Annotated in this window: 24 protein-coding genes and 3 tRNA genes; 17 read left to right on the top strand and 10 right to left on the bottom strand. The window is 45.9% G+C overall.

Annotation, left to right across the window (positions count from 1 at the left end; all coding sequences use genetic code 11):
* Positions 1–36 precede the first annotated feature (36 nt).
* The 6 genes from yihA to DW830_RS00815 all read left to right on the top strand — a co-directional run bounded on the left by yihA (position 37) and on the right by DW830_RS00815 (position 6,948).
* Positions 37–642, top strand: coding sequence for a ribosome biogenesis GTP-binding protein YihA/YsxC (gene yihA, locus DW830_RS00840; RefSeq protein WP_118311946.1), 606 nt, complete (start codon positions 37–39; stop codon positions 640–642).
* A gap of 164 nt (positions 643–806) precedes the next feature.
* Positions 807–1,790, top strand: a complete 984-nt coding sequence (locus tag DW830_RS00835) for a Gfo/Idh/MocA family protein (protein WP_119248518.1) — start codon at positions 807–809, stop codon at positions 1,788–1,790.
* A gap of 19 nt (positions 1,791–1,809) precedes the next feature.
* On the top strand, positions 1,810–3,030 hold the full coding sequence (locus DW830_RS00830; protein ID WP_119248517.1) for a DUF4421 domain-containing protein: 1,221 nt from the start codon (positions 1,810–1,812) through the stop codon (positions 3,028–3,030).
* On the top strand, positions 3,027–3,887 hold the full coding sequence (locus tag DW830_RS00825) for an N-acetylmuramoyl-L-alanine amidase-like domain-containing protein (protein ID WP_233544322.1): 861 nt from the start codon (positions 3,027–3,029) through the stop codon (positions 3,885–3,887). Before DW830_RS00830 ends, DW830_RS00825 begins: the two co-directional genes overlap by 4 nt.
* 252 nt (positions 3,888–4,139) lie before the next feature.
* Positions 4,140–6,197 carry a molecular chaperone HtpG gene (htpG, locus tag DW830_RS00820; RefSeq protein ID WP_119248516.1) on the top strand — a complete coding sequence of 686 codons (2,058 nt, stop codon included), beginning with the start codon at positions 4,140–4,142 and terminating at the stop codon, positions 6,195–6,197.
* Positions 6,198–6,402: 205 nt separating this feature from the next.
* On the top strand, positions 6,403–6,948 hold the full coding sequence (locus DW830_RS00815) for an RNA polymerase sigma factor (RefSeq protein WP_118311944.1): 546 nt from the start codon (positions 6,403–6,405) through the stop codon (positions 6,946–6,948).
* A 132-nt stretch (positions 6,949–7,080) separates the two neighbouring features.
* Here the strand turns inward: DW830_RS00815 and DW830_RS00810 are convergent, their stop codons facing one another.
* Positions 7,081–7,464 carry a hypothetical protein gene (locus DW830_RS00810; protein ID WP_117663841.1) on the bottom strand — a complete coding sequence of 128 codons (384 nt, stop codon included), beginning with the start codon at positions 7,462–7,464 and terminating at the stop codon, positions 7,081–7,083.
* A 38-nt stretch (positions 7,465–7,502) separates the two neighbouring features.
* A complete protein-coding gene (locus DW830_RS00805) occupies positions 7,503–8,960 on the bottom strand; it encodes an aminoacyl-histidine dipeptidase (RefSeq protein WP_119248515.1) in 1,458 nt (485 codons plus the stop codon).
* Positions 8,961–9,109: 149 nt separating this feature from the next.
* On the opposite strand from DW830_RS00805, the gene DW830_RS00800 reads away from it, so the two are divergent.
* Genes DW830_RS00800 through nth form a run of 3 tightly spaced genes read left to right on the top strand, consistent with a single transcriptional unit; the run spans position 9,110 to position 10,640 of the window.
* Positions 9,110–9,304: a hypothetical protein gene (locus tag DW830_RS00800; protein ID WP_089542716.1), complete on the top strand. Its 195-nt coding sequence runs from the start codon at positions 9,110–9,112 to the stop codon at positions 9,302–9,304.
* A gap of 45 nt (positions 9,305–9,349) precedes the next feature.
* Positions 9,350–9,964: an OmpH family outer membrane protein gene (locus DW830_RS00795; protein ID WP_119248514.1), complete on the top strand. Its 615-nt coding sequence runs from the start codon at positions 9,350–9,352 to the stop codon at positions 9,962–9,964.
* 28 nt (positions 9,965–9,992) lie between these two features.
* A complete protein-coding gene (gene nth / locus DW830_RS00790; protein WP_119248513.1) occupies positions 9,993–10,640 on the top strand; it encodes an endonuclease III in 648 nt (215 codons plus the stop codon).
* Between the two features lie 61 nt (positions 10,641–10,701).
* On the opposite strand, the gene aroC is transcribed toward nth, so the two are convergent.
* From aroC to DW830_RS00775, 3 genes are all read right to left on the bottom strand, one after another.
* Positions 10,702–11,826, bottom strand: coding sequence for a chorismate synthase (aroC, locus tag DW830_RS00785; RefSeq protein ID WP_119248512.1), 1,125 nt, complete (start codon positions 11,824–11,826; stop codon positions 10,702–10,704).
* Between the two features lie 143 nt (positions 11,827–11,969).
* Positions 11,970–12,578 carry a peptidylprolyl isomerase gene (locus tag DW830_RS00780; RefSeq protein ID WP_119248511.1) on the bottom strand — a complete coding sequence of 203 codons (609 nt, stop codon included), beginning with the start codon at positions 12,576–12,578 and terminating at the stop codon, positions 11,970–11,972.
* Between the two features lie 151 nt (positions 12,579–12,729).
* Complete coding sequence (locus DW830_RS00775; RefSeq protein ID WP_119248510.1) at positions 12,730–13,014, bottom strand: hypothetical protein; 285 nt, start codon at positions 13,012–13,014, stop codon at positions 12,730–12,732.
* A gap of 467 nt (positions 13,015–13,481) precedes the next feature.
* Here DW830_RS00775 and DW830_RS00770 point away from each other — a divergent pair, with 467 nt between their 5' ends.
* On the top strand, positions 13,482–13,835 hold the full coding sequence (locus tag DW830_RS00770) for a hypothetical protein (RefSeq protein ID WP_119248589.1): 354 nt from the start codon (positions 13,482–13,484) through the stop codon (positions 13,833–13,835).
* Between the two features lie 712 nt (positions 13,836–14,547).
* Here DW830_RS00770 and DW830_RS00765 read toward each other — a convergent pair.
* A complete protein-coding gene (locus DW830_RS00765; protein WP_119248509.1) occupies positions 14,548–15,000 on the bottom strand; it encodes a hypothetical protein in 453 nt (150 codons plus the stop codon).
* A gap of 352 nt (positions 15,001–15,352) precedes the next feature.
* Here DW830_RS00765 and DW830_RS00760 point away from each other — a divergent pair, with 352 nt between their 5' ends.
* The 7 genes from DW830_RS00760 to rsxA all read left to right on the top strand — a co-directional run bounded on the left by DW830_RS00760 (position 15,353) and on the right by rsxA (position 21,024).
* A complete protein-coding gene (locus DW830_RS00760) occupies positions 15,353–15,691 on the top strand; it encodes a SoxR reducing system RseC family protein (protein WP_233544321.1) in 339 nt (112 codons plus the stop codon).
* A 170-nt stretch (positions 15,692–15,861) separates the two neighbouring features.
* Positions 15,862–16,704, top strand: coding sequence for a Fe-S cluster domain-containing protein (locus DW830_RS00755; protein WP_119248508.1), 843 nt, complete (start codon positions 15,862–15,864; stop codon positions 16,702–16,704).
* Positions 16,705–16,706: 2 nt separating this feature from the next.
* Positions 16,707–18,059 (top strand): electron transport complex subunit RsxC, encoded by a 1,353-nt coding sequence (gene rsxC, locus DW830_RS00750; protein ID WP_119248507.1) that lies wholly within the window; start codon positions 16,707–16,709, stop codon positions 18,057–18,059.
* Positions 18,060–18,100: 41 nt separating this feature from the next.
* Positions 18,101–19,102, top strand: coding sequence for an RnfABCDGE type electron transport complex subunit D (locus DW830_RS00745; RefSeq protein WP_089542707.1), 1,002 nt, complete (start codon positions 18,101–18,103; stop codon positions 19,100–19,102).
* A 13-nt stretch (positions 19,103–19,115) separates the two neighbouring features.
* Positions 19,116–19,790: an RnfABCDGE type electron transport complex subunit G gene (locus DW830_RS00740; protein ID WP_119248506.1), complete on the top strand. Its 675-nt coding sequence runs from the start codon at positions 19,116–19,118 to the stop codon at positions 19,788–19,790.
* A gap of 6 nt (positions 19,791–19,796) precedes the next feature.
* Positions 19,797–20,381, top strand: coding sequence for an electron transport complex subunit RsxE (gene rsxE, locus DW830_RS00735; protein WP_118312902.1), 585 nt, complete (start codon positions 19,797–19,799; stop codon positions 20,379–20,381).
* 40 nt (positions 20,382–20,421) lie between these two features.
* Complete coding sequence (gene rsxA, locus DW830_RS00730) at positions 20,422–21,024, top strand: electron transport complex subunit RsxA (RefSeq protein WP_089542704.1); 603 nt, start codon at positions 20,422–20,424, stop codon at positions 21,022–21,024.
* 84 nt (positions 21,025–21,108) lie between these two features.
* Here the strand turns inward: rsxA and DW830_RS00725 are convergent, their stop codons facing one another.
* The 4 genes from DW830_RS00725 to DW830_RS00710 form a co-directional block, all read right to left on the bottom strand.
* Entirely contained in the window at positions 21,109–22,377 is a 1,269-nt protein-coding gene (locus tag DW830_RS00725; protein ID WP_119248505.1) for a DUF5103 domain-containing protein, read from the bottom strand.
* Between the two features lie 31 nt (positions 22,378–22,408).
* Positions 22,409–22,480, bottom strand: a tRNA-Glu gene (locus tag DW830_RS00720).
* A gap of 26 nt (positions 22,481–22,506) precedes the next feature.
* A tRNA-Ser gene (locus tag DW830_RS00715) sits at positions 22,507–22,593 on the bottom strand.
* Positions 22,594–22,829: 236 nt separating this feature from the next.
* A tRNA-Glu gene (locus tag DW830_RS00710) sits at positions 22,830–22,901 on the bottom strand.
* Between the last annotated feature and the right edge of the window lie 90 nt (positions 22,902–22,991).

The following is a 22,991-nucleotide window of genomic DNA, read 5'->3' as shown; positions in this document are numbered from 1 at the left end:
TGCCTATAATAATAATTATAAAAGAAAATAGAAAGAATGGAAATCAAGAAATCAGAATTTACGATATCTGCTCCACGCGTGAGCATGTGTCCAAAAGATAATAAGGCTGAGTATGCTTTTATCGGCCGTAGTAATGTAGGCAAATCGAGCCTGATCAATATGCTTTGCAATCATAAGGGTTTGGCTAAAACTTCAGCTACACCGGGTAAGACTTTGCTTATCAATCATTTTATCATCAATAATGAATGGTATCTGGTTGACCTTCCTGGCTATGGCTTCGCCAAGCGTTCGAAGACTGTGCAGAAGCAGTTGGAGCAGATGATCAGCAGTTATATCCTGCAGCGCCCACAGTTGGCGAATGTCTTCGTTCTGATTGATGTGCGCCATGAGCAACAGAAGATTGACCGTGAGTTCGTGGATTGGTTGGGCGAAAGCAATGTGCCTTTCTGTATTGTCTTTACCAAGGCTGATAAGTTGGGTCCGGTAAAGGCTCGTATGAATGCCGAGAAGTGGATGCACGCTCTGGAGGACCGTTGGGAGGCACTTCCTCCTTACTTCATCACTAGTAGCGAGAAGAAGATGGGGCGTGATGAAGTACTCGACTATATCGACGAAATCAATAAATCACTGGCAGGAGAGTAAAAGCCTGCCATCTGAATCTATTGGGTCAAGATACACTCTTGGGTCAAGATACACTCTTGGGTCAAGATACACTCTTGGGTCAAGATACACTCTGCCGGATTCTGGTATATAATCGTGTCCGGATCAACAATATTCAGGTAAAATCAGAATATAAAAGTAATAGGATGAAACAGATAAACTGGGGATTTATCGGCTGCGGAGAAGTAACCGAGAAGAAGAGCGGACCTGCCTTCAATGAGGTAGAGGGGTCGCAGGTCGTTGCGGTGATGAGCCGTAGCGAGAAAAAGGCTCGTGGTTATGCCGAGCGTCATCATATACGGAAATGGTACACCGATGCACAGGAACTCATCGATGATCCAGATGTGAATGCAATATATATCGCCACGCCACCATCATCGCATGCCACCTTCGCCATTATGGCAATGCGTGCCGGCAAACCGGTATATATCGAGAAACCATTGGCGGCAAGCTATAGCGATTGTATTCGTATCAATCGTATCAGCGAGCAGACGGGGGTGCCATGTTTTGTTGCATATTACCGTCGTTATCTTCCTTATTTTCAAAAAGTAAAGGAGATTATTAAAAGTGGTGTTATTGGTGATGTCATCAATGTACAGGTCCGCTTTTCTGTGCCTCCACGTGATCTGGACACCAAGAGTGGCAAGGAGATGCCTTGGAGATTGCAGCCGGATATTGCCGGTGGAGGATATTTCTACGACCTGGCTCCTCATCAGATAGACTTGTTGCAGGATCTTTTTGGAGTCATCACCCGTGCCCATGGTTATCCTGCCAACCGTGCGCATCTTTATGATGCAGAGGATACGGTATCTGCCTGTTTCTTCTTCGAAAGTGGTATTCCGGCGAGCGGCAGCTGGTGCTTCGTGGGACATGAGAGTGCCAAGGAAGACTGTATCGAGGTGATTGGTGACAAGGGTTCGCTCTCTTTCTCTGTCTTTACCTATCAGCCTATCGAGCTGATTACGAGCGAGGGCAGATCGAGCATCACCGTTGCCAATCCACCGTATGTTCAGTTGCCTATCATCAGAAATGTGATAGAGCATCTGCAGGGCATTAATACCTGTACCTGCACCAGCGTTTCGGCTACCCCGGTAAACTGGGTGCTTGATCGCGTGCTTTGGAAGAATTAGAAAGAAAAACCTAAATGTGATGAGAAAAATTGGAATAATACTAGGACTGTTGTTTCTCGTTCTGCTGCCACAGATGGCGGCGGAGCGAGATACGTTGGAATGCCCGGTAAGACAGGACTCTTCTCTCATCAAGACCCTTTTCAATTCTTCGATGTTCAAGGGTAATACTCAGGACAGCTTGATTCGTGCCCGTCATGAGCGCACTTTCTTTCATCGACTGGGTAAGACCTTCACTACCTTCTTTAGAGAATTCTCCAATATAGATGAAAGGTATATAGAACCGCAGCATTTCAATTATACGGTGATGCTGCAGAATACCAATACCTACGAGGAATATACCCTGTATGGCAAGGAGGGGCAGCGAATCTCCTTTGCGCCTGATCCTTCCTGGCGTCTGGGACCTTATCTGGGATGGCGATGGGTATTCCTGGGTTATACTATCGACCTGAAGCATATCGATACCAAGAGCAATCATAGCAGCAAGAAGGAGTTCAACCTGAGTCTGTATAGCAGTTTGCTGGGCGTAGATTTGTTCTGGCGCCAGACGGGTAATGATTATCATATTCAGCGAATGGATCTGGGTGATCATATTAATACGGATGCTCTGAGAAGAGTATCTTTCGATGGTTTTAAGAGTAGTATTAAAGGCTTGAATCTTTACTATATATTTAATCATCGTAAGTTCTCATATCCAGCAGCTTACTCTCAAAGTACAAGACAGAAGAAAAGTGCTGGCTCATGGATGGTAGGACTGGGATATACCCAGCATCAGCTGGAAGTGGATTGGGATAAGCTTTCTGCCATAGTGGATGAGCGGCTCAATCAGGACAACAAGCAGCAGTTGAAGGCTAAAATTGACAGCAGTCTGATGTTCTCGAAGGTGAAGTATAGCGATTATTCCGCTACGGTGGGATATGGCTACAACTGGGTGTTTGCCAAAAACTGGCTCTTCAATGCCTCCCTCTCCGTAGGTCTTGCCTATAATCACTCCAAATCGGGAGACCCGGAAAAGGATAAGTTTGATCTGAAGAACTTCAACTTCAAGAATTTCAATTTTGATGGTATCGGCCGTTTTGGAGTGGTATGGAACAACGACCGCTGGTATGCAGGTGCCAGTACCGTCATCCATTCGTATAATTATCACAAGGATCATTTCTCAACCAACAATTCTTTCGGTTCGCTCAATATTTATGTGGGTGTGAACTTTGGAAAGAAACGAGAATATAAAAATGTAAAATGATGAAAGTAAAGCACAGTTTTTTAGTTTTTGCAGCGGCATTCCTGATGGTAATGCCTGCTTTTGCCAAGACGGGCGTAGTTTATCAGCGCCAGGATAGTCTGCGAATCGTATCCTTGCTGCAGCAGGCGAAGGCGATGAAGAAAAAGCCTGCCAACTGGATGATGTGGTTTGGAAAGCAGTTTGTGGGTATTCCTTATGTGGGTGGCACCTTGGACAGAACCCAGGAAGAGCTGCTCGTGGTGAATACCAGGGAACTAGATTGTACTACCTACGTGGAAATCGTGACCGCCCTGACGATGTGTGCCAAGCATCAGGAAACCAGTTTCGCAGCTTTCTGCAATCATCTGAAGCACGTGCGCTATATCGGCGGAGAGGTAGCGTATGTAAAACGCCAGCACTATTTCACCCTCTGGGTGGATGATAATGTAAAGGAAGGTATCGTGAAGGATATTCAGAATAATCCTCCCTTCACTGCAGTCCAGACCATCAACGTAAACTGGATGTCCACCCATCCTTCCAGTTACAAGATGCTTTCGGCTCATCCGCAGTGGAAGTCGGGTATCCGTGCTTTGGAGCAGAGCATCAACGGCAAGCGCTATCGCTATATCCCGAAGGAGATTCGTAACAACCAGCTTTTCAGAAATACCATCAAGGATGGTGATATCCTTCTGATGATAACCCGAAAGAAGGGATTGGACACCACGCATATCGGTATTGCTTCCTGGCATAAGGATGGATTACATCTGCTCAATGCCAGCAGCATCCACAAAAAAGTGATTGATGAACCGATGACACTTTATACCTATATGCAGAAGTATCCATCTCAGATTGGTGTCCGAGCTTGTAGGGTGTTATAAAATTTCGGAATATGAATGCTGATGTCGGAAAAGCCGGTAAATAGGGCATTTTTCACATTTAATATTTTCCCTTAAGGATAGTTGTTTTTTTCCTTAAGGGAAAATATTTTTTTCCTTAAGGCTTACTTCTTGTTATGATGATTCTGTCAGATTAATTCTGCCATTTTGTTCATTTCTCCCTTTTTGGCACGTTATTTGTAAAACCTATAGCAAAAACAAATAAAGTAAAACATATAAATAAACATTATAATTATGGCACAGAAAGGTAATATCGGTGTAACGACAGAGAACATTTTCCCTGTCATCAAGAAATTCTTATATTCAGATCATGACATCTTCCTCCGTGAGATGGTTTCCAACGCTGTGGATGCTACACAGAAGTTGAAGACCCTTGCTGCCCAGGGCGACTTCAAGGGTGAGATTGGTGACACAACAGTGCGTATCTCTCTAGATGAGAAAGCTGGTACCCTGACCATCAGCGACCGTGGTATCGGTATGACTGAGGAGGAAATCGATAAATATATCAACCAGATTGCATTCTCAGGTGTAACCGACTTCCTTGATAAGTATAAGGAGAATGCCAATGCCATCATCGGTCACTTCGGACTCGGTTTCTATTCTTCTTTCATGGTAGCCAGCAAGGTGGAAATCATCACCAAGAGCTATAAAGAGGGTAGCAAGGCTGTAAAGTGGAGCTGCGATGGTTCACCGGCTTTCGAAATCGAGGATGCAGACAAGGCAGAGCGTGGTTCTGACATCGTTCTCCATATTGCAGACGACTGCAAGGAATTCCTCCAGAAGAACAAGATCGAGGAACTTCTGAACAAGTACTGCAAGTTTATGGCAGTGCCTGTAGCCTTCGGCAAAAAGACCGAGTGGAAGGACGGCAAGAACGTGGAGACTGACGAGGATAACATTATTAATAATGTGGAGCCTCTCTGGACCAAGACTCCTAGCACTCTGAAGGATGAGGACTATAAGAAGTTCTATCACACCCTCTATCCAATGCAGGACGACCCATTGTTCTGGATTCACCTGAACGTAGATTTCCCATTCAATCTGACGGGTATTCTCTACTTCCCACGCATCAAGAACAGCATCGACATGCAGCGTAACAAGATTCAGCTGTATTGCAACCAGGTATTCGTTACCGACCAGGTAGAGGGCATTGTCCCTGAGTTCCTGACCCTGTTACATGGTGTCATTGACTCGCCAGACATCCCATTGAACGTGAGCCGCAGCTACTTGCAGAGCGATAGCAACGTGAAGAAGATTTCTACCTATATCACCAAGAAGGTGGCAGATCGTCTGAGCTCAATCTTCAAGGAGAACCGCAAGGAATTCGAGGAGAAGTGGGATGATCTCAAGCTCTTCATCAATTATGGTATGCTTTCACAGGAAGACTTCTACGAGCGTGCCAAGGACTTCGCGCTTCTGAATGATGTTGAGGGCAAGTACTTCACTTACGAGGAGTACAAGACGCTGATCAAGGACAACCAGACTGATAAGGATGGCAATCTGGTATATCTCTATGCCAACAATAAGGAGGAGCAGTACTCTTATATCGAGGCTGCCAAGCAGAAGGGTTACTCTGTGCTCCTGATGGAAGGTCAGCTCGATACACCTATGGTAAATATGTTGGAGCAGAAGTTGGAGAAGAGCCGCTTTACCCGTGTGGATGCTGATATCATCGACCGACTCATCGTGAAGGAAGATGCCAAGAAGACAGATTTGACAAAGGATCAGTCTGACAATTTGACAGAGGTGTTCCGTTCTCAGATGCCTAAGCTCGACAAGGCAGAGTTCTTCGTGGAGATTCAGGCTTTGGGTGAGCAGAACCAACCTGTGCTCATTACTCAGAACGAGTATATGCGCCGTATGAAGGCAATGAGTCAGTTCCAGGCAGGTATGAACTTCTATGGTCAGATGCCAGACAGCTACAACATCGTATTGAACTCAGACCATGCATTGGTGAAGAAGGTGTTGGAGGATGCTGAGGCTAATACCGCCGAAAGCCTGAAGCCAATCCTTGCAGAGATCAAGGGACAGGAAGCTCGTCTTGCAGTGCTTCATCAGGAGCAGGGCAAGAAGAAGCCAGAAGAGATTACCCAGGAGGAGAAGGATGATGTTCACAACACAGAGAAAGCCATCAGCGATGAGAAGGCTAAGCGCAACGATATCATCTCTGGTTATGCCAAGAACAACAACATCGTTCATCAGCTCATCGACCTCGCCCTGTTGCAGAATGGTATGCTGAAGGGCGCTTCTCTCGATGCTTTCCTGAAGAGAAGTGTGGATATGATCAAGTAATTGCTACTTTATAAAAAGTATATTACTTTACGTAGGGTAACATTGAATGTTACAAATTGTATCTAGATATGTGCTAAATGTTTCAAAATAGGCATTTAGCACATTTTTTTGTTTCTTTTCTTTGGTGATATTATCTGTTTTTTGTACCTTTGCACTACTTGATCGAAGAAACAAATAAACTATAAACAGATAAAACCCTCCTGATATGAAACAAAATGTTGAATCAGAACAGGATGTTGCATCTAAAAAATGCATCATTGCTGATTATTACACAAATCATTATGACGAACTCAAGAAGTTCGTCATATCTCGTCTGCAAGTTGTGGATGAGGCTGAGGATATTGTGCAGGATATCTTTGTCCGACTTCTGCAGTCGGATCAGATGATATCACCGGTAACTCTGCCTTGTCTGGTCTATACAATGGCAAGGAATAAAATCGTAGATTATTGGCGTTGCAGACAGCAATATGAGAAGTATGAGCATTTTATCAGGAAGGGCAGTTGGATAAACCGTTCTTCTGAAGGGGTGGAGTCTGTCTTCTCGGCTCGTGAAGTGAATGAGATACTGGAGCGGGGTATTGCTCAGCTTACAGAGAGTCAGCGTTCGGTATATCGTCTGAATCTCTACGAAGATATGCCGGTTCGTCAGATTGCGGTAACCCTAAATCTGAAATATAAACAAGCAGAAAAGAAACTGGGAGTTGCCCGTAAGAAGGTTCGTGGTTTTGTTGAGAAGGCTTTGGCAGGATGAGGTCCCTTGGCTAGAGGTTTTATCACGAAAATAAGGCTGCATTCCCTTTGATAGGAGTGCAGCCTTGTTTTTATGTTTTTCTAATTTTACAATCTGAACTTAAATTCTTGATTTTAGTTTTTTGAAATAGAATCAGTTCTCTTTGAAAGCGATGACTCGGGTCAAAGCCTTGTCAAGATAGAATGTCTGGGTGAGTTCTTCTTTCTTGCCATCATGAGTAGTCAACTGGTAGGTGGCTCTCAGATACATTAAGGTATCTGGGAAGGTGCCATCGTTATAGTCGATGTTCTTTTTCATATATGGCAACTGGTTCATCTCCTGACGCATAGATTTTACTCTGTTAAAATCGATCATGGCTGTAGGAGTGAGTTGGCTGAAGCGTTTAAAGCTACAATCTTCGTTTTCCAGGTTTTCATTGAGGAAATCCTTGACGAGTGATTGAGCCTTGTGCTGGTCGCCACAGGAAGTGAGGACCAGCGCCAAGCCTAATGTCAATACGAATAGTATCTTCTTCATGATTTCATATCCTTTGTTAGGAATTCACTCAGTTCTTCTTACTTCACGCTGCGGAGGATATCCAGCAGGTGATCCCATACCATCTGAACGGTAGGAATCAGAAGTGCTTCCTCTGGTGTGTGAACATTGCGAAGGGTAGGACCGAAGCTTACCATATCAAGGTCTGGATAACGCTCTGAGAAGAGACCGCACTCCAGACCGGCGTGGATACCCTTTACCCATGGCTCCTTGCCGAAGAGTTTCTCGTAACTCTTCACGGTAATGTCGGTCAGCTTGCTGTTGGCACGCATCTTCCATGCAGGATACTTGCCTCCCACGTTTACTTCAGCACCTGCCAGAAGGAAGGCTGCCTTCACGGTGTTGGTCATGTTGTCCAGGTTGCTCATCACATTGCTGCGCTGAGAAGCCACGATGTTGATGCTAGTTTCGTCGGTCATCACGCTTGCAACATTGCTGGATGTCTCTACCATCTCGGCAAGTGCCTCGTCCTGACAGGTGGTGAGTGGACCATTATCTACAGCCTGTAAAGCCATGATGAACTTATCGGCTACAGCCTTCTCGATAACAGGAGCTGCATCGGCAGAACCCATGTTGAAAAGCATAGACTGCTCAGTTACGTGGAACTCATCTTCTACCTCAGATGCGAAGATATTCCAGTCTGCACGTACCTGCTCCTTTGCCTCATTCTTGACAGCAAAGACAATCTTGCCATCACGAGGGATGGCGTTATGCATCTTGCCGCTGTTGAAGCTTACCAGACGAAGGGCACCATTGAGTTTCTCGTTCTCCAGGAAGAGGAAGCGGGCAAGTACCTTGATGGCATTGGCGCGCTTCTTGTTGATGTCATCACCAGAGTGACCGCCGTTGAGACCTTTCAGGGAAGCCTCCATGAAGAAGTAGCCTGCTGGAGCCTCTTCGCGGGTGAAGTGGAAGGTAGCCTTGGTAGTTTGGCCGCCTGCGCAGGATACGAAAATCTGACCCTCATCCTCTGAGTCAAGGTTGATGAGCATCTTGCCGGTCATGAAACCAGCCTTCATACCTACTGCACCTGTCAAGCCGGTCTCCTCGTCACGGGTGAAGACGCACTCGATAGGACCATGCTCGATGTCGTTGGCTGCGAGGATGGCAAGCTCGATGGCACATCCGATACCATCGTCAGCACCTAGGGTAGTACCTTTTGCCTTCAACCATTCACCATCTACGTAGGTCTGGATGGCATCCTTGTGGAAGTCGAACTCTACGTCCACCAGTTTGTCGCATACCATATCCATGTGACTCTGAAGGATGATGGTGTCAGCGTTCTTATATCCTGGGGTGGCAGCCTTGCGAATCAAGACATTGCCAGTCTCATCAACTACAGTCTCAAGGTTATGGTTCTTGCCAAATTCCTTCAAGTACTCAATCATGTTCTCCTCGTGCTTGGAAGGACGAGGTATCTCGTTGATTTTAGCGAACTGCTCGAACACAAGAGCAGGTTTTAATTCATTTTTTTCCATTGATAATGTTATTTTGTATGTATTATTCTCTTATTTTGTTATTTTTGCATCAAGAAAGTCATTTATTTATGAGATTTCTTTTGCTTTTTGCCCGAAAAATCGTACCTTTGCAACGTGAAGTGCACTAAGGCACTGCAAAGGTAATAAAAATGATAAAATTAATGTTATTAAGTCTGTTAATAATTGCTATCGCAATGGCATTATTTAGTGTGAAGCTGATTTTCAAGAAGAATGGTAAGTTCTCTTCTCAGCATGTTCACGACAATCCTGGTTTGCGCAAGATGGGTATCCACTGTGTGGTTGACCAAGACCGCGAAGCGCGCGAAGCAAACAAGGCGTATTAAATCATTTTAGTTTTAGGAATAAATAATAATAAAAATACAGAAGAAATGAAAAAGAACATTTTGAGTTCAGTGGCTATTGCTGCTGTAGCTGCCTTGTCGTTGGCATCATGCAATAAGTCACAGCCTCAGGTTGAGGCTAAGTCTGAGAGCAAGGCTCCAGCAGAGTTGAAGATCGCATACGTAGAGGTTGACTCTATCATGACTCAATACACATTCGCTAAGGAGTATGCTGCCTTGCTGGAGAAAAAGGGTCAGAATATTCAGGCTACTATCGCTCAGAAGGGTCAGCAGTTGCAGGCAGCTGCTGCTAACTTCCAGCAGAAGATTCAGCAGAATGCTTACACCCGTGAGCAAGCTGAGGCTATCCAGGCTGGTTTGCAGAAGCAGAACAATGATCTTCAGGGTTTGCAGCAACGTTTGAGCAATGAGTTTGCTGCTGAGCAGAATAAGTACAACAAAGCTCTCCACGACAGCATTGCTAACTACCTGGCTCAGTATAACAAGGATAAGAAGTATAGCATCATCTTCTCTAAGAGTGGTGACAATCTGCTTTATGCAGACAAGGCATACGATATTACCAGTGAGGTTATCTCTGGCTTGAACAAGGCTTACAAGGGTAAGTTGAAGGGTACAGAGGAGACTCCAGCCAAGAAGAAGTAATTTCCGGAAAATATAAACGTATAGAAATATGCTTCGTAACGAAAGATACGATTTCATATTGAATCACTTCAGAAATGCGCTGCCGAATGTGACTACCGAGTTGCAATTCGGTAGCGCATTTCAGCTTCTGGTTGCTACCTTGCTTTCGGCTCAATGTACCGACAAGCGTATCAATATGGTTACGCCGGCCCTCTTTGCCCGTTATCCAGATGCACGGCACATGGCGCAGGCGAGCGAGGAGGATATCTATGAGCTGATCAGTTCGGTAAGTTATCCCAATGCCAAGGCGAAACATCTGGCACAGATGTCACGGCAACTGGTAGAACTCTTTGGAGGTGAGGTGCCGGAGGCTGCTGAAGATCTGGTGAAATTAGCTGGAGTGGGGCGCAAGACGGCGAATGTAATCCGTGCCGTTTGGTTCGGTCATGCCACGATGGCGGTGGATACGCATGTTTATCGTGTAAGTCATCGTATGGGGTTGGTGCCTCGTACGGCTGATACGCCTCGCAAGGTAGAAGATTATCTGATGAAGCACATTCCGGCAGAAGATATTCCGAATGCGCATCACTGGATTCTGTTGCACGGCAGATATATCTGCAAAAGTGCCAAGCCGCTTTGTGATAAATGCTTCTTCAATGAATATTGTCCAAAACTCTTAAAGGACAGTAAACTCTAGGTAGTGATTAATTGGTAGTGATTAGTTTGTTTATCACTAATCACTACCAATTATTCACTAATTAAATTTTTATAGTTTTATTCAAAAGATAATTATCCAGGATTACCATGGCAGCCATTGCCTCTACTACAGGTACGGCTCTTGGCAATACACATGGATCGTGGCGTCCGCGAGCTGTGAGTTTGGTAGGATTTCCTTCCAAATCTACTGTATCCTGTTCCATCAGAAGGGTAGCTACAGGTTTGAAGGCTACCCGGAAGTAGATATCCTGCCCATTACTCAATCCTCCCTGGATGCCACCGCTATGATTGCTCTTGGTCGTGATGCGAGCTGCAACGTCCTGATTGTTTGCTGCATCATCAGCAGCACCCATATTCTTGGCTTTAGGAACGAAGACGTCATTCTGTTCGCTTCCGCGAGCAGAAACTCCGGCGAATCCTTCTCCATATTCAAATCCTTTGACGGCATTGATGCCAAGCATGGCTGCCCCAAGCTGGGCATGAAGTTTGTCGAATTCCGGTTCTCCCAATCCTACAGGACATCCCTTGATGACGCAGGTGATGATGCCTCCGATGGTATCACCATCAGCCTTGACCTGTGCGATGAGGTCTTCCATCTCCTTTGCCTTTGCCTGGTCTGGGCAACGAACGGGGTTGTCTTCGATGGTGTTGAGATCATATAGATGGTAATCTTTTTCCAGGGCGATGCTGCCAACCTGAGATGTATATGCCGTAATGCTGACGCCGAGCTGGCGGAGTGCCAACTTGGCTAAGCCACCACCTACGCAGCGGGCGATGGTGATGCGTGCAGATGAACGGCCGCCACCGCGATGATCACGGATGCCATACTTCTCATTGTAAGTGAAGTCGGCATGGGATGGACGGAACAGACAGCGCATATTCTCATAATCCTGAGAATGCTGGTTCTGGTTGCGTACCTCAAAGCCGATAGGGGTTCCCGTAGATTTTCCCTCGAAAACACCACTTAGAAATTCTACCTGGTCTGCTTCCTTTCGTGCTGTAGTGATGTGACTTTGTCCAGGGCGACGACGGTTCAGTTCGCTCTGGATAAAGTCCATATCGATGTCGATACCTGCAGGAAAACCGTCGATGACGCCTCCTACAGCTATGCCATGACTCTCGCCAAATGTTGTGAGAGTGAAAAGATTGCCAAATGTATTCCTCATTGCCAAATATGATATGTTAAGGCTTGTTATCCCGATACAGGAGCTGGTTGCTGGAAGTAGATGTACCGGTAAGCCTCTGTGTTGATATGAAGAACGGCTATCCCAATGGTATTGAGATAGCCGCTATCGTTTATTCTCAAATATTACTTGTTGCAATCGCAGCCGCCCTCGCAGTTGCCCTCGCAGTTGCCATCCTTGCAGTCACCGCCGCAGTTGTCGCAACCGCCGCCGCAACCACCAGCCTCGCCGCTGATGATCTGTGCCATCTTGGCAATTTCCTCTGCTGTTGCCTCGCGGCTCTCAAGAACCTGACCGCAGAAGTTAAGCTTCAAACCAGCCAATGGGTGGTTGAGGTCGCAAGTTACCTTCTCGTCTGTGATATTCTTGACTACAGCATTGAAGCGGTTGCCATCCTCGTTCTGCAATGGGATGATAGCACCTACCTGTACGTGCTGAGCGTCAAACTGTCCGTTGATAGTAAAGATCTGCTTGTCGAGGTCGATTACGCGCTCGTCATAGTGCAAACCATAAGCCTGCTCAGGCTCCAACTCGAAGTCGAACTCTTCGCCCTCAGCCAAATCAACTACCTTTTCCTCGAAAGCTGGCAAGGTTACACCCATACCGCTGATGAAGAAGAAAGGACGCTCATCTGTAGTGCGCTCAATCAGCATCTCTTCGCCGTTATCACCCTTTGTTACATCATACAATGCGTATGATACTCTAATAAACTTGTTTTTGTTGTTTGATTCCATTTTATTTATTCTTTTTATTGTTTTCTATTTATAGTGCCATCTGTGGGCTATTTGATTTGATATACATAATGTACGCGCGTACATTAATATATAGTTTCTTTATACCTTGCTTTGCAGGTACTTTGTCCCAGTCTGATAGCCACTATTGTAGTTACTTCTTTCCAGTGCGCTTACGCTTCTTCATCTGCACGCTTTTCACCATTTCCATTCGCTCCAAATAGATAGGGCGCCATTTGTCGATGATGTCCTGCAATCCTTTGCTCTTGCGTGAAAGGTCTGCGTATTCCTCACTGTCAGTTTCGCCTGATTTCTTGAGTTCAAGCATTCTGGCGAGGAACTGTTTCTGATTCTCTTCAGCCGCTTTGAGCTGGTTTCCCAACTTTTCGAGGCTTTCGAGGAAGGCGAGTGCCTTGTCTATATGATTTTGTTCTTCCATTGTTTCTATTGTAAATCTTCTGCAAAGATACAATAAATAATTGGGATATGGAAAAGAAATAGTAGAAATATTGGGGTTTTCGGAAAAAAAGATTCAGAGTGCTCATTTTCTATGGCTGGAAAATGGCAACTTGCCAGGCTTTTTCTTATAGTAGTTCTCGTTTGAAACGCAAATGTTACTGATATTGCAAAACTGCTTACCTTTTGAATGCAAAAATAAGTGTAGGATAACGAAAAGTAGAAGAAAGAAGCCTTTTGATGTTGATATATATCAAAAAAGAGGCCCTTTAGAGCATTTTTCTTGTAAATTGTTTGCGTACACAACGGAAAGTTTGTATCTTTGCAGTGTCTTAAAGAAAAGACATCAGGATAATGTTTAACAAGAGTCCTTCTAGAGCCTCCTAGGTTATAAGAGAGATAGTGTAGGTTCAGAAGATGGCTCGTAAAGTAAAGAAAGGTAAAAAGATTATGAAAAAGATTATGATTTTGGCAGTAGCAATGTTCGCAATGGCAACAACTACTTTCGCAGCAGACGAGGCAACAAACGCAACAGCAGCTTTCAACATGAATGTAAAGATGGGTAGCTTGGCTAATGCATTGTCACTCAATATTGATCAGGCAGAGGCTGTAGCTGATGTTCACAAGAACTTCACTGCTGATATGATGAATGCTGCAACTGCAGCAAAGGATGAGCGTGCAGCTATGATTGACAAGGCTGTCATTAAGGATCTTAAGTACATGCACAGCATCCTCAATGATTCTCAGTATCGCAAGTATGTGATGCTTCTGAATGCAACACTTATGAATCGTGGTTTGAAGTAATTCAATTCGGTTGAATTCTGAAAGGAAATTATAAGAGAGAGATATGAATGGACTGCAGGTCGGACGAAAAGTCTGGCTTGCAGTTTTTTTTTGTGTGTATAGGAGAGGGGGCAAATAGCAATAGGCTAAAGTGTCTGGCTCATCAGTTTTAGGTATTGTCTAAAACCCCCATTATTAGGTATTGCAAGAATAAGAAAAAAGCCGTATCTTTGCACCCGTAAACGTGAATAGATGAACCGTAGGAGTATGGTAATTGTTTGAAACTATTAGTTTGTATAGAATATAACTTTTAGATAGAATATAGAAGATAAAACGAATCTTGTTCGCTAATAGAAATAATTCATAATGTTTTTGTATTAAATGCTAAAGCCCATCCGGAGGATGGGCTTTGCTCTTGTTAGTATGCGCTTACGTGAAAAAGTTTTTTTTTAAGAAAAAGTCTCATAGTCTCATTCTCTGTTGTAAATATCGACTAAAAGGATTGCTTCATCTACTGCGCATCGAAAACAGTACACTGTCAACTATAAATTGTAAACAGTAAACTCTTATCAGTGTTGCCCAAAAATAGTCCCAGCATTTGGGCACTCATTGCCCGTTCTATGGGCACTTGTTGCCCGGCGCTTGTTCTGTGGATGCCCGCTTGGTGGGCTGTGGGTGCCCATGCGACGGGCATGGTGGGATCCACTAGTGGGCTGACTGGCACTTTTATAGTTTATTCTTTTAACAAGTCGTCAAGGAATTCATCGAGGTCGTGATCCAGGTTTTCCATCAGGTCACCACCCAGAATGATGGTATCATCGTCGGCAAGATAGAGTTCGCCGAGGTTTTCCTTGTCATCATCTTCCAGCACGAAGCTATATGGCTTCAGGATTCCGAGATGATCTGCAATCTCAGAATTCTTGCGCAAGGTGTCTCGCAAAATCTTTGCCACCTCATCATAGAAGTTCTCATCCTTGTTGTCTATCCATTGCTCAACTACGCAGCGAGTAATCTCTGTGTCGTCATCGTCAAAGGCTAGGAGCTCACCACTGTCTTGGGAAACTCTTACATGGATGTCGGTCAGCACGGCGTTTTCTTCATTTGAAGGTTGTGCTGGAAACTTTTGAGCTATCTTTTTGATAAAGCGCTCAACTTGCTGAATTGTCATCTGCTCTGTTATTTCCATAATCTTAGTGTTTTCGTGCCTCGACACGCTAGGTGTTGTTGGCTTTCTTGTTTTTTGCAAAGGTACACAAAAAAATGATATAAACAAAGAAGATGGCGAGAAATTTATAAAAAACCTATTTTTATCCGTTTATTTCTGCGTTTTTCTTTGTTTTTATGGTCTAAAATGTAAAATAGAAAACGTTTACGTTTCTTTTGATTAAATAATCTGGTGATTTTGTTTGTCATTTATAAATAATATATTATCTTTGCAAACAAATTAGAATTGCTAACTCTACTTTGCAATAAGCCACCTTAAAATAGGTGCTCTTGTGTAGAAGAGGAAAGGCTAACCTTATGAACAAGATTTGGAAATGAGTAATAAAATAAAGCATAATGGAGTTGTGGATGGAGTAGAAGAGGGCTGTGTGCGCGTGCGCATCCTTCAGTCATCTGCGTGCAGTGCCTGCAAGGTGGCTGCTCATTGCAATGCTTCTGAAACGAAAGAAAAGATTATCGAGGTGCAGGCTGCTGATGCTGTCAAGTATCAGCTGGGTGACTCTGTTGTTGTGGTGGCAGATACGGCTGTTGGCTTCCGCGCCAGCTTGTATGGCTATTTGCTGCCTCTGGTCCTGATGGTTGTGGCTTTGGTTGCCGTACTGAAGATTACGCAATCAGAGGGATATGCGCTGTGTCTGCCTTGGGGATATTGATACCTTATTATATAGGGCTTTATCTCTTGAGAAACAAACTACGAAACAAATTAAGCTTTAGTCTTGAACCCTGCAGCTAGGAATGATTTCCCAGCTTTTCAGGCTCGAATACAAGATGTTGGCTGATATGGAAATAACTAGAAATATTAACAAAACAAATACAAACTATTATGGATTTAATTTTGAGTGCTGTCTTGGTACTCGGTGCCATTGCGCTGATTGCAGCGCTGGTACTTTTCGGGGTATCCAAGAAGTTTGCCGTTGAAGAAGACCCTCGATTGGGACAGGTGGGAGAACTCCTTCCTGGTGCCAATTGCGGTGGTTGCGGTTTTGCCGGATGTTCCGGTATGGCTGCTGCGCTAGTCAAGGGTGCTGATGCCGGTAGCATCGATGGACTGATGTGTCCTGTGGGTGGTGCCGACGTGATGGGCAAAGTGGCTGATCTCCTTGGCTTGGCTGTGGCTAACACAGAGGCTAAGGTGGCAGTGGTTCGTTGTAATGGCTCTTGCGAGCATCGTCCTCGCATTGCCGAGTATGATGGTTTGCACACTTGTGCTGCCATGAACTCCTGTGGTGCTGGTGAAACCGGCTGCGGTTTCGGCTGTCTGGGTTGTGGCGATTGCGTGGCTGCCTGTCAGTTTGGTGCTATCTCTATCAATCCAGAGACGGGGCTTCCTGAGGTTGATGAGGAGAAGTGTGCGGGTTGTGGTGCTTGCGCCAAGGCTTGTCCACGTCACATCATCGAGCTTCGAAAGAAGGGTCCTAAGGGTCGCCGTGTTTACGTGCAGTGCGTGAACCACGACAAGGGAGCTGTGGCTAAGAAGGCTTGTAGCGTTGCTTGCATCGGATGCGGTAAGTGTCAGAAAGTCTGCAGGTTTGATGCTATCACGGTAGAAAACAATGTGGCTTATGTTGACTTCAATAAGTGCCGCATGTGTACCAAGTGTGTTGACGAATGCCCAACCGGTGCTCTCGTAAAAGTAAATTTCCCAGTTAAGAAAAAGGAGGAATAATCATGAATTTGAGAACTTTTAGAATTGGTGGAGTTCACCCAGAAGAGAATAAGATTACTGCCGAGATGGCTACTCAGGTAGCTCCTCTCCCTAAGCAGGCTATTTTTCCGCTTGGTCAGCACATCGGTGCTCCTGCCAAGCCTGTAGTTGCCAAGGGCGACAAGGTGAAGGTGGGTACACTCATCGCTGAGGCGGGTGGTTTTGTGAGTGCTCCTATTTACAGTTCCGTTTCAGGAACCGTGTTCAAGGTAGATACATCTATTGATGCTACCGGTTATCGCAAGCCTTGCATTATCATTAATGTAGAGGGCGACGAGTGGGAGGAGAATATCGACCGCTCTGATAAACTCGAGACTCTGGAGGCTCATGCTGAGCTGACTCCAGAAGAGATTGTCAACCGTATCAAGGTGGCTGGTGTCACTGGTATGGGTGGTGCTGGTTTCCCAACCTTTATCAAGCTTTGTCCTCCTCCAGGAGCCAAGGCTGAGTGCGTCATCATCAACGGTGTGGAGTGCGAGCCTTATATCACAGCCGACTATCGTCTGATGATGGAGCATGCCGATGAGATTCTCGTTGGCTTGAACATTCTGATGAAGGCGGCTAAGGTAGAGAAGGGCTACATTGGTATTGAGGACAACAAGCCTGCTGCCATCAAACTCTTTGAGGAAAAGACTGCCAATGACGCTCGTATCGAGATTGTTCCTCTGGCTAAGAAGTATCCTCAGGGAGGTGAGAAGCAGTTGGTGGACGCCGTTATCCGCCGACAGGTTCCTGCTCCTCCAGCTATCCCGGTCAATGTTGGAGCAATTGTTCAGAATGTAGGTACTGCCTTCGCTGTTTATCAGGCAGTTATGAAGAATAAGCCACTCTTCGAACGCTATACCACCGTTACCGGTAAGCAGGTGAAGAATCCTGGTAACTTCCTCGTACGTATGGGAACCCCATTCTCTCAGATGATTGAGAACTGTGGCGGTTTGCCTGAGGGCGACAACAAGGTATTGGCTGGTGGTCCGATGATGGGTAAGGCTGTGATCAGTCTCGATGTTCCTGTAACCAAGGGTACCAACTCCATCACCGTACTGACCGATGCCGATGCTCACCGCAAGAAGGCTCAGCCATGTATCCGCTGTGCCAAGTGTGTGGATGCCTGCCCAATGGGCTTGGAGCCATACTTGCTTGCTACCCTGAGCGTAGTGAAGGATTATGAACGCCTGGAGGCAGAGGAGGTAACATCCTGCATTGCCTGCGGTTCATGCCAGTTTACCTGTCCATCTCATCGTCCTATCCTCGATAACATCATCAATGGTAAGGCAGCGGTGATGGGCATCATCAGAGCACGAAGTGCCAAGAAGTAAAGAATAAAAGTAAAAACAATCCAAATACTTAATTAAGTAAAATGGGAAAATTAATCGTTTCATTATCGCCACATGCCCACGGAAATGAGAGCGTGGAGAAGAACATGTACGGAGTGATCATCGCTCTCGTGCCTGCCATCCTCGCATCTTTCTATTTCTTCGGTCTGGGTTCAGCAGTCGTACTGCTCACCTCTGTGGCAGCCTGCGTTTTCTTTGAGTGGGCAATTACAAAATATCTCCTGAAGGAGGAGACCAGTTTGCTCGATGGTTCTGCCATCATCACTGGTCTCTTGCTCGGTATGAACTTGCCAAGTAACCTTCCTCTCTGGATCATCATCATCGGTGCTCTGTTTGCCATCGGTGTGGGTAAGATGAGCTTCGGCGGTCTGGGTAACAATCCTTTCAATCCTGCTTTGGTGGGCCGTTGCTTCCTGCTCGTCAGCTTCCCTGCTCAGATGACTTCATGGCCAGTGGCAGGACAGATGCTCAGCTATACCGATGCAACAACTGGTGCTACACCGCTGGCTATCATGAAGACAGCCATCAAGACTGGCGATGCTTCTCTCCTGAATCAGTTGCCTGATTCCATGAGTCTGCTCTTCGGTGCTACTGGCGATACCTTCGGAGCCGGTACTACCGGTGAGGTTTGTGCATTCGCCCTCTTGCTCGGTTTGGCTTACATGCTCTGGAAAAAGGTTATTACCTGGCATATTCCAGTCAGCATCATCGCTACCGTATTCGTTTTCAGTGGTTTGATGCATTTGGCTAATCCTGTTTATGCCAATCCTCTGGCTGTCATTTTCAGTGGTGGTTTGATGCTCGGTGCCATCTTCATGGCTACCGATTACGTAACATCACCAATGACTCACAAGGGTATGCTCATCTACGGTGTCTGCATCGGTCTTCTCACCGTCATCATCCGTAACTGGGGTAGCTATCCAGAAGGTATGTCGTTCGCCATTCTTATCATGAATGCGTTCACACCTCTTATTAACACATACGTTAAACCAAAGCGCTTCGGTGAGAAGCCTGCTAAGAAATAAGGAGGATTGAGACATGCAGAAATTAGAATCATCATTAAAGAACATGGTTTTGGTGCTCGTAGGTGTAGCACTCGTTGTGGGTGCCGTGCTGGCTTGTATCAACAACCTTACTTCAGGTCCAATCGCCGAGAAGGCTGCCCAGAGTCTGGCTGCCGGTATCAAGAGCGTGATGGGCACTGAAGATCTCCAGGTGGCTGAGCCGGAAGAGGTGAAGCAGGAGTTTGGCGGCAAGGAATTTACCTTTATCCTCCACAAGTGCTCTGACAAGAGCGGCAAGGAGTTGGGTGCTGCCGTAGAGAGTACTACCGGCGGTTTCGGTGGCGACTTGAAGGTGCTCGTAGGTTTCGATGCCGAGGGCAAGATTATGGGTTACACCATTCTTCAGGCTTCAGAGACTCCAGGTCTGGGTGCCAAGGCAACCACCTGGTTCCAGAAAGACGGAAAGGGTAGCATCATTGGCAAGACTCCAAAGGATGGCGACCTCCACGTGAGCACGGACGATAAGAGCGGCAATACAGTAGATGCCATCACCGCATCAACCATTACCAGCCGTGCCTTCCTCAAGGCTATCAATCAGGCTTATGCTGCCTATGCAGGTAAGAGTGTAGATGGCGAGAGTGGTGCATCTCAGAAAGCTGATGCTGAGAGCGGTGCATCTAAAGTTGAACATAACGAAAAGAAAGGATAAGTCGATATGAGTAATATGAAAATTTTGATGAACGGACTCATCAAGGAGAACCCTACCTTCGTGTTGCTCCTCGGTATGTGTCCTACCTTGGCTACAACAACCAGTGCCATCAATGGTCTTTCCATGGGATTGGCTACCATGGCGGTATTGGTTTGTACCAACTTTGTGATTTCATGTATCAAGAAGATTACCCCGGATATGGTTCGCATCCCTGTTTTCATTGTCGTGATTGCAGCCTTCGTAACCATCCTTCAGATGCTGATGAGCGCCTATGCTCCTGACAGCATTAACCAGGCGCTGGGTATCTACATCCCATTGATTGTTGTAAACTGTATCATCCTGGGTAGAGCAGAGAGTTTTGCTGCTAAGAACTCACCGATTGCCAGTCTCTTTGATGGCATTGGTTGCGGTTTGGGTTTCACCCTTGCCTTGACCATCTTGGGTGCAGCTCGTGAGATTCTCGGTGCAGGAAGCGTATTCGGTATCACTCTGTTGCCAGAGACAACCAATATTCTGATGTTCATCCTGCCTCCAGGAGCATTCCTCACATTGGGATACATCATTGCGATATTTAATAAGGTAAAGAAGTAAGCGTAGGCATCGCTTCAATCCATGAAATAAAATAGAAATTATGGAATATTTATTGATATTTATCTCTGCGATATTCGTCAACAACATCGTCTTGTCGCAGTTCCTCGGTATCTGTCCGTTCCTGGGCGTATCGAAGAAAGTTGATACAGCCATCGGTATGGGTGGTGCCATCGCCTTCGTCTTGACCTTGGCAACCATCATTACCTGGTGTGTTCAGAAGTATGTACTCGATCCGTTCGGATTGCAATATCTCCAGACCCTGGCGTTCATCCTCGTGATTGCTGCCTTGGTTCAGATGGTAGAGATTATCCTCAAGAAGGTTTCTCCTGCGCTTTATCAGGCGCTCGGCATCTTCCTGCCTTTGATTACTACCAACTGTGCTGTGCTGGGTGTAGCTATCCTGGTTATCCAGAAGGACTACAATCTCTTGGAGAGTGTGGTTTATGCGTTCTCTACAGCCCTCGGCTTTGCCCTGGCTCTCATCGTTTTCGCTGGCATTCGTGAGCAGCAGGCTTTGGTTCGCATTCCTAAGGGTATGCAGGGCGTAGCCATCGTCATGGTTACAGCCGCTCTCCTCAGCCTTGCCTTCATGGGCTTCTCTGGTGTAGATGGAGGCTTGAAGGCTTTGTTCGGATTGGAGTAAAAAGATAGTATTAGTTAGTTAAAACGCCCTGAGAGGGCAAAAGCATTATATATGGTTGATGCTTTTGCGCTTTCAGGGCGTTTTTTATTGGCTGCTTTTCCAGCCTACCAGTCTGTCGGTTCTATCTCCCGTGCCTCGATAATAGATGAGGGCATCATAGCGGTTGGTAGTCTGGAAGAAGTTACCCTCCGTACTCACGGGTTGCGTACTGCCGTCGCTTTTGAGCACCAGATACTGGTAGCTGTAATAACCTTGCTTGAGCAGCACGGTGGCGTGATAGCTGTGGTCGGCTTCGTTGTATTCCATCCGATAGGTAGGCGAAAAGCGGTCGTAGGTCCAGTCTGCATTCAGATATACGTCACCTGGCTGGCGATTGGTCTGTAGCCGGAAATGTACCGGTGCATACTCGCAGGTGAAATTATTATCCTCGTTATCGCTGTTGCGCACGTAGAAGGAGCCTTTGGCGCTCTCATCGTGTACGTAGTTGGGGCGAGGAATGTCGGGCATTACATAGACCTGGTATTCTTCTCCATCCCATTTTATCTCGTCTATTCCCATCGTAGGATGATCCATGTCGAGCAGTTCGAATTTTCGGTATTCATTTCCTGCATCGAATATCAGATGGCGGTTGTGCTTCCATTGCAGCCCCTCTGAGCTGATATAATCAGGTTTGGCATTCCATACTGCCTGATCCCAACGTCCGTTCTGCAGCACCACGGTTTTGATTTGCTGTGAGGGGTTGGTTACCTTTAGGTTGCCGTAGTTCACATTCATGCTTACCTGCTGATGCTGCTTGTTGATGTCGATGTCCGTATTCGAAGAATATCCGATGGCAACCTGCACCTGTGGCTCTACTACCATAAAACAGGCGGTGAGTATCTTTCTGCCGTCCTTATCGGTAGTTTCATCCTCTTGGTTGTTCGTCTCTGCGTTGTCATCGTAGATGGTGAGCTTGTAGTTTCCGCTCATGGTGATGTGGCAGTTCTCGTTGGGGATTGTGAGATGATAGTGGGTGTAGAGATGGTTGGTGTTGAGCGATTGCTCGATGTTGTCGATGGCTTGCTCGTGGTTCCATCCCTTCAGATAGTCGGTCTCGAAGAGTCCCTGAGAAACCTTCCAGTCGGCATCGCAATGTTCTATCCTGTAGGTGTATCGATGATAATCGTGGGTCATGTCATCGAAGTCGATGTGGATGGGTTGCCCGTTCAGCAAAGTGATGGGAAGGGCTTGCCAGTCGGTGCCCGCCACCACCTGTAGGGTAGCGATGCGCTGACAGTATATCTCGTGTCTCTGCGCCCGTGAGGGCAGAGCAGCGAGGGCGAGAAGTATATGGAGAGTCAATATCTTTTTCATGCTTGCAAAGATACGGTAAAAAGGGGGAATGTAGTCGATAGGGGAATCGAACCCCTATGCCAAGATTGAGAATCTTGTATCCTAACCATTAGATGAATCGACCAACGGTGCAATTTTGAATAATGCTTGCGGAAGGTGGGGGATTCGAACCCCCGGTACGGTAACCCGCACGTCAGTTTAGCAAACTGGTGGTTTCAGCCACTCACCCAACCTTCCTGTTGGATTCATTTCTGAATCATCAAGCATCGTTCTCAAATGCGATTGCAAAGGTACAACTTTTTTTTGGTTCCACCAAATTTTTCCTTTACTTTTTTTGCTTTTATGATGGGTAATTGTCATTTATCCACAACGGCGATAGCGTTACCTGCGTAGGGATAAAAAAATAACTTGCAGTAGTCTTTTTGACTAATTGCAAGCTTACTAACAATAACCAATACATGAAAAACACTTAGTAGTCGATAGGGGAATCGAACCCCTATGCCAAGATTGAGAATCTTGTATCCTAACCATTAGATGAATCGAACCATTTTTAATTAGTCTGCATTGGTTTCACAACTTGTGCAGACTTGAACAACAAATTTAACTTATTTAACCAAGTAGTCGATAGGGGAATC

The organism is Prevotella sp. AM34-19LB, from assembly GCF_003468525.1.
Lineage (GTDB): Bacteria > Bacteroidota > Bacteroidia > Bacteroidales > Bacteroidaceae > Prevotella.
Note: the sequence above shows the minus strand (reverse complement) of the source record. Positions and strands in the feature narration are given on the sequence as shown.

Excerpts from the sequence above, each read along its gene's own strand:
- yihA (WP_118311946.1), top strand. The coding sequence starts at position 37 with ATGGAAATCAAGAAATCAGAATTTACGATATCTGCTCCACGCGTGAGC.
- DW830_RS00835 (WP_119248518.1), top strand. The coding sequence starts at position 807 with ATGAAACAGATAAACTGGGGATTTATCGGCTGCGGAGAAGTAACCGAG.
- DW830_RS00830 (WP_119248517.1), top strand. The coding sequence starts at position 1,810 with ATGAGAAAAATTGGAATAATACTAGGACTGTTGTTTCTCGTTCTGCTG.
- DW830_RS00825 (WP_233544322.1), top strand. The coding sequence starts at position 3,027 with ATGATGAAAGTAAAGCACAGTTTTTTAGTTTTTGCAGCGGCATTCCTG.
- htpG (WP_119248516.1), top strand. The coding sequence starts at position 4,140 with ATGGCACAGAAAGGTAATATCGGTGTAACGACAGAGAACATTTTCCCT.
- DW830_RS00815 (WP_118311944.1), top strand. The coding sequence starts at position 6,403 with ATGAAACAAAATGTTGAATCAGAACAGGATGTTGCATCTAAAAAATGC.
- DW830_RS00810 (WP_117663841.1), bottom strand. The coding sequence starts at position 7,464 with ATGAAGAAGATACTATTCGTATTGACATTAGGCTTGGCGCTGGTCCTC.
- DW830_RS00805 (WP_119248515.1), bottom strand. The coding sequence starts at position 8,960 with ATGGAAAAAAATGAATTAAAACCTGCTCTTGTGTTCGAGCAGTTCGCT.
- DW830_RS00800 (WP_089542716.1), top strand. The coding sequence starts at position 9,110 with ATGATAAAATTAATGTTATTAAGTCTGTTAATAATTGCTATCGCAATG.
- DW830_RS00795 (WP_119248514.1), top strand. The coding sequence starts at position 9,350 with ATGAAAAAGAACATTTTGAGTTCAGTGGCTATTGCTGCTGTAGCTGCC.
- nth (WP_119248513.1), top strand. The coding sequence starts at position 9,993 with ATGCTTCGTAACGAAAGATACGATTTCATATTGAATCACTTCAGAAAT.
- aroC (WP_119248512.1), bottom strand. The coding sequence starts at position 11,826 with ATGAGGAATACATTTGGCAATCTTTTCACTCTCACAACATTTGGCGAG.
- DW830_RS00780 (WP_119248511.1), bottom strand. The coding sequence starts at position 12,578 with ATGGAATCAAACAACAAAAACAAGTTTATTAGAGTATCATACGCATTG.
- DW830_RS00775 (WP_119248510.1), bottom strand. The coding sequence starts at position 13,014 with ATGGAAGAACAAAATCATATAGACAAGGCACTCGCCTTCCTCGAAAGC.
- DW830_RS00770 (WP_119248589.1), top strand. The coding sequence starts at position 13,482 with ATGAAAAAGATTATGATTTTGGCAGTAGCAATGTTCGCAATGGCAACA.
- DW830_RS00765 (WP_119248509.1), bottom strand. The coding sequence starts at position 15,000 with ATGGAAATAACAGAGCAGATGACAATTCAGCAAGTTGAGCGCTTTATC.
- DW830_RS00760 (WP_233544321.1), top strand. The coding sequence starts at position 15,353 with ATGAGTAATAAAATAAAGCATAATGGAGTTGTGGATGGAGTAGAAGAG.
- DW830_RS00755 (WP_119248508.1), top strand. The coding sequence starts at position 15,862 with ATGGATTTAATTTTGAGTGCTGTCTTGGTACTCGGTGCCATTGCGCTG.
- rsxC (WP_119248507.1), top strand. The coding sequence starts at position 16,707 with ATGAATTTGAGAACTTTTAGAATTGGTGGAGTTCACCCAGAAGAGAAT.
- DW830_RS00745 (WP_089542707.1), top strand. The coding sequence starts at position 18,101 with ATGGGAAAATTAATCGTTTCATTATCGCCACATGCCCACGGAAATGAG.
- DW830_RS00740 (WP_119248506.1), top strand. The coding sequence starts at position 19,116 with ATGCAGAAATTAGAATCATCATTAAAGAACATGGTTTTGGTGCTCGTA.
- rsxE (WP_118312902.1), top strand. The coding sequence starts at position 19,797 with ATGAGTAATATGAAAATTTTGATGAACGGACTCATCAAGGAGAACCCT.
- rsxA (WP_089542704.1), top strand. The coding sequence starts at position 20,422 with ATGGAATATTTATTGATATTTATCTCTGCGATATTCGTCAACAACATC.
- DW830_RS00725 (WP_119248505.1), bottom strand. The coding sequence starts at position 22,377 with ATGAAAAAGATATTGACTCTCCATATACTTCTCGCCCTCGCTGCTCTG.